General features: G+C 68.7%; 6 protein-coding genes. 3 read left to right on the forward strand and 3 right to left on the reverse strand.

Annotated features, from left to right (window positions below; translation table 11 throughout):
* A partial coding sequence (locus AC1D15_RS09085; RefSeq protein WP_477825725.1) for a PAS domain S-box protein occupies positions 1-693 on the reverse strand: 693 nt, incomplete at its 3' end.
* Positions 694-903: 210 nt separating this feature from the next.
* Between AC1D15_RS09085 and AC1D15_RS09090 the strand changes: the two genes are divergently transcribed.
* Positions 904-2,502 carry an ABC transporter substrate-binding protein gene (locus AC1D15_RS09090; RefSeq protein ID WP_477825726.1) on the forward strand — a complete coding sequence of 533 codons (1,599 nt, stop codon included), beginning with the start codon at positions 904-906 and terminating at the stop codon, positions 2,500-2,502.
* Positions 2,499-5,699 carry a response regulator gene (locus AC1D15_RS09095; RefSeq protein ID WP_477825727.1) on the forward strand — a complete coding sequence of 1,067 codons (3,201 nt, stop codon included), beginning with the start codon at positions 2,499-2,501 and terminating at the stop codon, positions 5,697-5,699. Before AC1D15_RS09090 ends, AC1D15_RS09095 begins: the two co-directional genes overlap by 4 nt.
* Here AC1D15_RS09095 and AC1D15_RS09100 read toward each other — a convergent pair.
* Entirely contained in the window at positions 5,696-7,276 is a 1,581-nt protein-coding gene (locus AC1D15_RS09100; protein WP_477825728.1) for an ABC transporter substrate-binding protein, read from the reverse strand. The two genes, AC1D15_RS09095 and AC1D15_RS09100, sit on opposite strands and share 4 nt — an antisense overlap.
* A gap of 84 nt (positions 7,277-7,360) precedes the next feature.
* Complete coding sequence (locus tag AC1D15_RS09105; protein WP_477825729.1) at positions 7,361-8,434, reverse strand: substrate-binding domain-containing protein; 1,074 nt, start codon at positions 8,432-8,434, stop codon at positions 7,361-7,363.
* Positions 8,435-8,683: 249 nt separating this feature from the next.
* Here AC1D15_RS09105 and AC1D15_RS09110 point away from each other — a divergent pair, with 249 nt between their 5' ends.
* Positions 8,684-9,727, forward strand: coding sequence for an RHS repeat domain-containing protein (locus AC1D15_RS09110; RefSeq protein WP_477825730.1), 1,044 nt, complete (start codon positions 8,684-8,686; stop codon positions 9,725-9,727).
* The last annotated feature ends 93 nt before the right edge of the window (positions 9,728-9,820 follow it).

Below are 9,820 nucleotides of genomic sequence, written 5' to 3' on the forward strand. Positions count from 1 at the left end.
CTGGTGCACCGATTCCCTCAGCAGCCCCCCGCCGATCAGCACCGGCACCAGGCTCCAGTCCATGCGGATGTAGTGCATCACGTAGGGCTGGCAGCGGCCGGTGTCGCGCAGCTGCTGGATGGCCTTCTGGTCGGCATCGGCCTGCTGCGGCGGCGTGAGCCGGGCCCAGTTCACCAGGCCGGCGTGCAGGTCGTCGCGGGCGTAGCCGATGATCTCCAGGAAGGCATCGTTCGCCTCCGTGATCGCACCCGTGGTGTCCCAGAAGAACACGCCGATCATGCTGGACTCGACCACCCGGCGCACGCGCGCCTCGCTGGCGCGCAGCGCCTCCTGCGTCTCGATCTGCTCCCGGGCGCGCTGCTCGATGCACTCGCCCATCGCGTTGATGCTGCGCTGCAAGGCGCCGATCTCGTCGGCCGCCCCGCCGTGATCGATGCGCGCCGAGACATCGCCCTGCTCGATCCGCCGCACGCAGTCCAGCGTCGCACCGATGCGGCGCAACAGCCAGCGCCCGAACAGGCCGGCCGCGATCGCGTTCAGGCACAAGGCGGCGAAGGCGATGACCCCGATCGCGCCCATGAACCCGGCCCCGCCCGCCGCGCCGAGAAAGAACACGGCAGCACCCAGCACCGCAGCGGTCATCACGAGGATGGCCGCCAGCGAGATCAGGTTGAGTCGCGTGGCGATCTTCATCGCTCAGCCTCGCGCATTCGCCTTCTCCTGGTTCTCCGTTCGAGCGGAGAGACGTCCCCTGCTGGCGAGAATGATGTGCCGATGCATCGGCTTGTCAATGCCGGACTCGACCTTCTCGTTTACCCTGGAAACGGCCTGCCGGAGGTTCAAGACCCGCGGCCGAAGGCGCAAGATCCCAGTCGCCCAGCGGTGTGCGTTGAGGAGACGAGCATGGGTCGCAAGCTTTGGCCGGCGCGGGCCGTCTACGCGCTCGCAGCAGGGCTGCTCGGCGCGAGCCTGGCACACGGCGCCGAGCCGCAGCCCCGGCTCAAGGGTTCCGACACGACCGTGGTGCGCCCCGGCGACGTGCTGCCGCCGCGCGTGGCCGAGCCCTGCAAACCGGGCCGCTGCCCGTTTGCCGGACAGCACGTGACGGTGCTGGTCGCCGAAGGCCAGGGGATCGGCGGGCCGGTGCTGGAGATCAAGCCGGAATTCGAGGCCGCCACCGGCGCCACGCTCGAGATCGTGCAGCGCTCCCACGAGGAGCTGTTCGCCACGCTGATCTCCGACCTGACCAACCGCACCGGCCGCTACGACGCCTGCATCGCCGGCGCCTGGTGGCTCGGCGAACTGGTTGCCGGCAAGCACATCGTCCCGTACGACCGCTACTACAAGGATCCGCGCTTCCCGGCCTGGGACATCGCCGAGGTGCTGCCGGCGCCGCGCAGCCTGCTCGAGTTCGGCGGGCACAAGTACATGGTGGCCAACGACCACGACGGCCAGGTGATGTACTACCGGCGCGACCTGCTGGCGGACCCGCAGCACCGGGCCGCCTTCCAGAAGGCCCACGGCTACCCGCTGGCGCCGCCGGCCACCTGGGAGCAGTTCCGCGACATCGCCGACTACTTCAACGGCAAGGACCTCAACGGCGACGGCGAGCCGGACCACGGCCTGCTGCTGCCGCTGCGCGCCGGGGTGCAGGGCATGTTCCATTTCATGTCGCTGTCCGCGCCCTTCGTGATCGGCCCGGACAACCCGCACCTGTACTGGTTCGACCCGCAGACCATGAAGCCGCTGCTGGACAGCCCGGGCCACGTGCGCGCGCTCTCGATGCTGGTCGACCTGGTGCAGTTCGGCCCGAAGGAGATGCTCAACTGGGACCTCGGTCGCGGCTGGGACTACTTCCTGTCCGGGCGCGCCGCGCTCACGCTCACCTGGGGCGACCTCGGCGCGCTCGCGCAGCAGCCGGGCAGCCGGGTGCGCGGCAAGGTGGGCTCGTCGCAGCTGCCCGGCACCTTCGAGTACTACGACGTCGGCCGCCACAGGTGGGTGAAGACCGAGCGGCCCAACCGCGTCGGCAACACCACCGGCGGCTCCTGGGCGGGCGTGATCTCGCGCGACTCCAAGGTGCCGGCTGCCACCTACTACCTGCTGGCGCTGATGGCCACCGAGCCGAAATCGCGCGTCTACGCCGCGCGCGGCTGGGACGGCATCGACCCGGGCCGCCGCTACCACCTGCTGCCGCCCAAGGGCAGCGGCCGCTTGAACGACTACCTGCAGGCCGGCTGGGACGCCACCGACGTGCGGCAGTACCTGCAGGCCTATGACGACACCTTCAGCAACCCGCTGCAGCTGCCCTACCTGCGCATCCCCGGAGCCTTCAGCTACTGGCAGTCGCTGGACCTGCGGCTGGCCGCCGCGACGAGCGGGCAGCTGAGCCCGCAGGCCGCACTCAAGGCCGCCTCCGTCGACTTCGAGGAGATCACGGTGCGGCTCGGGCGCGACGCGCAGCGCAGCGCCTTCCGGGCCTCGCTCGGCCTGCCGCGATGAACGGGCCGGCGCGCTGGGAGCGCTGGCATGCGCTCGGCATCGGCAGCAAGCTGACGGCCGCCTTCGGCGTGCTGGCCGGCGTCACGGTGCTCGTCGTGCTGCTGGCCTTGCTGGGGGCGCAGCACCTGACGCACGACATCGCGCTGGCCGAGAACCTGCGCCGCCCCGCGTCGCTCGCCTCGACGCAGGCGCAGGCCAGCCTGCTGAGCATGCAACTGCACGTGCGCGGCTACCTGGTGCTCAGCGACCCGCAGGACGTGCAGCAGTACCAGGTGGCCCGGCGCGAGTTCGAGGATCGCCTGGCCGCGCTGCAGGCCATGTCGAACAGCTGGGCCGAGACGGGCGCGGCCCGCCTCGTCAACGACCTGACGTCCGACTACCGCCGCTGGGAGGGCCTGCCGAAGCAACTGTTCGACCTGCACGACAACCCGCTGAAGAACCAGCCCGCGCTGCGGCTCTCGCGCGTCGATGTGCAGGCCAGGCGCGTGCAGGTGCTCGACGGCGTCAGCCGCATCCTCGAGCTGCAGCGCTCGCGTGAATCGAGCCCGCACAGCCGCGAGCTGGTGTCCGACCTGCTGCGCTTCCAGACCTCGTTCGACGCGATGGTGACCAACCTGATCGCCTATGGCGCGTCGGGCGAGCTGAGCTTCAAGCTGGCCTACGGCCCGCAGCTGTCCACCAATGCCGCGGCCTGGAACGCGGTGGCGGCCCGGCGTGCCGTGCTCGATGCGCAGCAGAACGCGCTGCTCGACCACCTCGCGCGCCAGCGTGCCGAGGTGACCGAGCTCGCGCTGCAGATCATCGGCATCCAGAACGGCGAGCGTGCCTACGAAGACCTCTACCTGTACCGCACCCAGGTGGCACCGCAGGCCGAGGTGATGCTGGAGCGCCTGGCCAGGCTCACGGCAGGCCAGCAGGCGGGCCTCGGCCAGGCGCTGACCGGCGCCGTGCACCGCATCGCCGACGCCCGCCTCGCCGCCGCGGCGCTCGCGCTGCTGGCGGTGCTGACGGCCGTGCTGCTGGCCTGGCGCTTCCAGCGCAGCATCGTGGGGCCGGTGCGCCGCCTGACCGACGTGGCCGAACGCGTCGCGGCGGGCGACCTGTCGGCACGCGCCGCGGTCGAATCAGGCGACGAGATCGGGCTGCTGGCGCGCAGCATCAACACCATGACGCAGCGGCTGGCCGACACCATCGCCCACCTCGAATCGGTGTTCGCCGAGGCGCAGCGCGCCAAGGACGCCGCCGAGCTCGCCAACCGCGCGAAGAGCAGCTTCCTGGCGAACATGAGCCACGAGATCCGCACGCCGATGAACGCGATCCTCGGCATGTCGCACCTGGCCCTGCAGAGCGGCCTGGATGCCCGGCAGCACAACTACATCCAGAAGGTGAACGCCTCGGCCGAATCGCTGCTGGGCATCATCAACGACATCCTCGACTTCTCGAAGATCGAGGCCGGCAAGCTCGACATCGAGTCGATCCCGTTCGGCCTCGGCGAGGTGATGGACAACCTGAGCAACGTGGTCGGCATGAAGGCCGACGAGAAGGACCTCGAGCTGCTGCTCGAACTGCCGCTGCAGCTGCCGACCGCGCTGGTGGGCGACCCGTCGCGCCTGGGCCAGGTGCTGCTGAACCTGGGCAACAACGCCGTCAAGTTCACGGCCACGGGCGAGGTCGTGGTGGCGGTGCGGGTGCTTGACGCCGGCGACGCGGGCGATGCGGGCGGCGCCGGCGGCACCCCGGCGCGGCTGCGCTTCGAGGTGCGCGACACCGGCATCGGCATGAGCCGGGAGGAACAGGATCGCCTGTTCGAGCCCTTCACGCAGGCCGATGCCTCGACCAGCCGGCGCTACGGCGGCACCGGCCTCGGGCTGGCCATCAGCCGGCACCTGGTGCACCTGATGGGCGGCGAGCTGGCGGTCGACAGCGAGCCGGGGCGCGGCAGCTGCTTCCACTTCGAGCTCGGCTTCAGCCTGCAGCCCGGCGCCGCGGCGCAGCCCCCGGCCACGCACCACGACAGCCTGCCGGGCACGCGCGTCCTCGTCGTCGAMGACAACGCCGCCGCGCGCGAGGTGCTCACCGAGATGAGCCGGGCGTTGGGCCTGGACGCCGACGCCGCCGCCGGCGGCGAAGAGGCCTTGCGGCGGGTGATGCAGGCGGATGCCGGCGACCGGCCGTACCAGCTGCTGCTGCTGGACTGGAAGATGCCCGGCATGGACGGCGTGGCCTGCGCGCAGGCGCTGGTCGACCGGGCCGGGCTGCGCCACCCGGCGCCGGTGGTGCTGATGGCCACCGCCTTCGGGCGCGACGAGGTGCGCCAGCACCTGGCCGAACAGCGGTTGACGGTCGGTGCGCTGCTGACCAAGCCGGTGACGCCCTCGTCGCTGCTCGATGCCTGCATCACCGCGCTCGGCCGCGTGCCGCTGGCGCCCACGCGCAGCACGCGGCGCGCCGACGCACTGCTCGACCGCCGGGCGGCACTGGCAGGCGCGCACATCCTGCTGGTCGAGGACAACGCGATCAACCGCGAGCTGGCCGTGGACCTGCTGGGCCGTGCCGGCGTGGATGTCAGCGTCGCCTGCGACGGCCAGGAGGCGCTGGACATGCTGGAGCGCGAGCGCTTCGACGCCGTGCTGATGGACTGCCAGATGCCGCGGATGGACGGCTATGCCGCGACGCGTGCACTGCGCCAGCAACCGGCGCTGCGGACCCTGCCGGTGATCGCGATGACGGCCAACGCGATGGTCGGCGACCGCGAGGCCGTGCTCGCGGCCGGCATGGACGACCACATCGCCAAGCCGATCGTCGTCGACGAGATGTTCGCCACGCTGGCGCGCTGGGTGAAGCCGCGGCGCACCGGCACCAGCATCGACAGCGCCAGCGGCCTGGCCAACGTGCGGGGCAACGACGCGCTGTACCGCCGCATGCTGGACATGTTCCGCGACCGCGAGACGGAATTCGTGTCGCATTTCCAGGCCGCGCTGGCAGCGGGTGACGCCGAGGCCGCGATGCGATCGGCCCACGACCTGAAGTGCGAGGCCGGCACGCTGGGCATGCCGGCGCTGCAGGAGGCCGCGGCCGCCCTGGAGCAGGCCTGCCTGGCGCACGCCGGTGACGCCGGTGACGCCGGGATGGGCGCGCTGTTGCACGAGGTGTCCAGGCAACTGGACCAGGTGCTGGGAGAACTGGCCGAACTCTAGAGTCCCAGGGACTGCCGGTACGCACTGCGCTGCCGCTCGCGCCCGAGGCGCAGCGTGATCTCCTCGAAGTCGACCGCGGCGGCCTTCAGCGCCGCCTCGGCGCTCAGCTGGCCGGCCACGGCCTCGCCCAGGTGCACGTCGAGCGCCTGCCAGTAGCTGAAGGCGCCGGGAATGCGCAGGTAGGGGAACTGCAGTCGGTTGCTGAAGTTCTCGAAGTACGCATGCAGGTAGTCGCGCACGTCGACCTCGTTCCAGCCGGCCTGCAGGTAGGTGTCGACCTGCCCGGTGCCGTCGGGCGGCAGGAAGTGGAACCGGCGCCCGGGGTCGATGCCGTCCCAGCCGCGCACCGCGTACACCTTGGATTTCTCCCGGGTCGCCATCAAGGCGAGCAGGTAGTAGGTCGCCTCGGGCGCCTTCGAGTACTTCGAGATCACGCCCGCCCAGGACCCGCCGGTGGTGTTGCCGACCACGTTCGGCTGCGCGGTGGTGACCCATTCGCGGCGCGCGAGGCTGTAGTACTCGCGCGTGCCCGGCACCGGTGCCGCGCCGATCTTGCCCTTGACCTTGCTGCCGGGTTGCTGCGCCAGCGCGCCCAGGTCGCCCCAGGTGAAGGTCAGCGCCGCGCGTCCGGCCAGCAGGTAGTCCCAGCTCTGGCCGAGGTCCCAGGAGCGCATGTCCCGCGGTCCGAAGCGGACCAGGTCGACGAGGGCCTCGAGCGCACGCACGTGCCCGGGACTCGCGATCAGCGGCCGCATGTCCGCGGGGTCGAACCAGTACAGCTTCGGGCTGCCGGGGCCGATCACGAACGGCGCCGAGAACGACATGAAATGGAACATGCCCTGAGCACCGACCTTCAGGTGCATCGACAGGCCGTGATCGGGCTCGCCATCGCCGTTGAGGTCCTTGCCGTCGAAGTACTCGGCCACGTCGCGGAACTGCTTCCAGGTCTTCGGCACGTCGAGCGCGTAGCCGTACTTCTGCCGGAAGGCCGCGCGGTGCTGCGGGTCTTCGAGCAGGTCGCGCCGGTAGTACATGACCTGGCCGTCGTGGTCGTTGGCCACCATGTACTTCTTGCCGGCATACGACAGCAGGCTGCGCGGTGCGGGCAGCACGTCGTCGAGGCTCCAGGCCGGGAAGCGCGGGTCCTTGAAGTACTTGTCGTACGACAGGATGTAGTCGCCGGCCACCAGTTCACCGAGCCACCAGGCCCCGGCGTACGCGGCGTCGTACTTGCCGGCACGGGTGGTGAGGTCGGACATGAAGGTGGGGAAGAGATCCTGGTGCGTGAGCTGGACCAGGTTGAGCCTGGCGCCGGTGGCGGCCTCGAACTCGGCCCGGAGTTCGCCCAGGGCGCCTTCGTTGGCCTCCTTGATGATCAGCATCGTGACGGTCTGTCCGGCGAACGGACAGCGGCCGGGTTGACAGGGGGCGACGACCCGCGGCGGGACGATGTTGCCGACGTTCACCGTCGCGGCCTTGTAGACCTCGGTCTTCGGCTTGGCTTCCTGTGCCGTCGCCACGGCCATTGCCGCGAACGCCGCGATCAGCAATGCTGTCCACCTCGCTGTTGCGCACATGGCCGTCTCCTGGGGGTTGCCGGCACGGTCCATTCYGCGCCGGTGCGCAACGGTTGTGCGTCGATATCTACCCTTCGTCGACCGTCAGATCTGCCCCTGCTGGTAGAACCCACTCTCCACCAGCACCTGCTGCCAGTTCGCCTTGTTGACGAACACCGGCTTCAGCAGGTACGACGGCACCACCTTGACGCCGTTGTTGTAGGTCTTGGTGTCGTTGATGGTGGCCGGCTTGCCGTTCATGTACTCGTCGACCATCGAGGCCACGCGCACCGCCAGCTGCCGCGTGTCCTTGAAGACGGTCGACGACTGCTCGCCGCGCTGGATCGAGCGCACCGAGTTCAGCTCGGCATCCTGCCCCGTCACCACCGGCCACGGCTGCGCGGTGCCGTAGCCCACGCCCTGCAGCGCCGTCAGCAGCTCGACGCTGGTGTTGTCGTTCGGCGAGAGGATCGCATCGAGGCGCCGCTTCGCGTACAGCGTCTTCAGCATCGCCTGCAGCCGCGCCTTCGCGATCGCGCCGCTCCATTGCGGCGTCGCCACCTCGGCCATCGCCACCTTGCCGGAGCCCACCGCCAGCACGCCCGAATCGATGTACGGCTTCAGCACCGACATCGCGCCGTTGTAGAAGAAGTGCGAGTTGTTGTCGTCGGCCGCGCCGGCGAACAGCTCGATCAGGCCCTTGCCGCCGTCGCGCAGCTTCAGGCGCGCCTCGATGTCGCGGCCCTGCAGCACGCCGACCTCGAAGTTGTCGAAGGTGGCATAGGCGTCGACGTTGCCGCTGTCGCGGATCAGCCGGTCGTAGGCGATGACCTTCACGCCCTTCTTCGCGGCGGTGTCCAGCACCGCGGTGAACGCGCTGCCGTCGCTCGCGCCGATCACCACCACCTTCGCGCCGCCGTCCATCATCTTCAGGACCTGGCCCGGCTGGTCGGCGGCGTTGTTGATCGCGTACTGCAGGTCCACCTTGTAGTTGAGCCGGTTCAGCGTTCGCATCATGCTGAGCCCGTCGTCGACCCAGCGCCGCGACGAGAAGGTCGGCATCGACACGCCGATCAGGCCCTTGTCGGCCGCGGCCGCACGGGCCACACGCGGCGTGCCCAGCGAGGAGGCCAGCAACGCCGGCGCGGTGAGGGAAAGCAGGAGTCTTCTACGGTTCATGGCTTGTCTCGGTTGCTCCAGTCGAAGTGCTGGATGGCGCGCAAGTTAAGGCCGTACCATCGTGTAACCGCTCGATGCAAACCCTGAGGGGGCGCGCCGTTGTGCAACGAATCGCACGCGTGCGGTGTTGCTGCGCGCTGTACTACGCGTGGCTACAGACATGAGGCCAACAGGGCCTTCTGCACGATTTCCTCAAAGTGCCTGCAGAGACTTCCTGCCATCCAAGAACCACATGGAACAGGAAGGCCCATGAACATCAAGAAATTCATCGCGATGGCGATGCTGGCGGTGGTACAGACCCTCAGCGTTCAGCCAACAGCCGCTGAACCCAATCGGACGTTCACCTACGACAGCGCCGGGAATGCGCTCTCCGACGGCCGCAACTACTCGGCGACCTACAACCTGAGAGGCCAGCTCGCGACCATCACGAAGGATGGCGTCACCACCACCTACACGTACAACGCCGCCGGACAACGGGTGCGCAAGGCGAGCAGCAGGGGTCCGGCCTACACGGTCGTTTTCGTGTACGACAAGCAGGGGCACTTGCTCGGCGAATACGACCACACAGGCGAGGCATTGCGCGAATACGTCTGGCTGCGCGACACGCCCATGGTGGTCTTCACGCCGAACCCTGCCGATCCGCGCGGCGATCCGCTCGTGTACTTCATCCACACCGACCACCTGAACACGCCACGCGTGGTGGTCGACAGGAACAACGTGGTCCGCTGGCGATGGATTTCAGAGCCCTTCGGGACGACCGCTCCGGAGACCAATCCGAGCGGTCTCGGCGACTTCACGTTCAACCTGCGGTTCCCCGGGCAGTACGCGGACCAGGAGTCAGGGCTGTTCTACAACTACTTCCGGTACTACGACCGTCAGCACGGCGGCTACACACAACCTGATCCCCTCGGCCTGGCGTCAGGCAGTCTGTCGCCCTATCCCTATGCGGATGGCAACCCTCTGACGCGTGTCGATCCACTCGGCCTCCAAAGCGTCGACAGCCCGAATGCGATGTTGCAGTCGGCCATTGCCAGAGGCGATGTGCGTCAGTTGGAGGCCTTGATGGAGGCCCTTGCTCCGGAAGAGCAGGTGCTTGCGAGAAACGCCATCGAGAAATTTTCATCTCGAGCTGTGGATTGGATTGGACGAAACTGTCGCGGATCCATCAATCGAGAATTCCCGGACCAGTTCAGGAATCGAACGCTGAAAGAGATACTCGATCTGTCCAAGTCCGGAGACAGCGCGGCGAAGAAGGCATGGAAGCTCATCAATGACAACCGATTCCGAAAGTAGCGGTCTCTTGTTCGCCGCCAGCCTGCTGTTTCGTTCGTCCCGAGATGGTGTGTTCGATGATGCGAACTTGTGGGAAGAGTCGCTCGTCCTGAT

This window comes from Rhizobacter sp. P2_H2 (assembly GCF_056403375.1).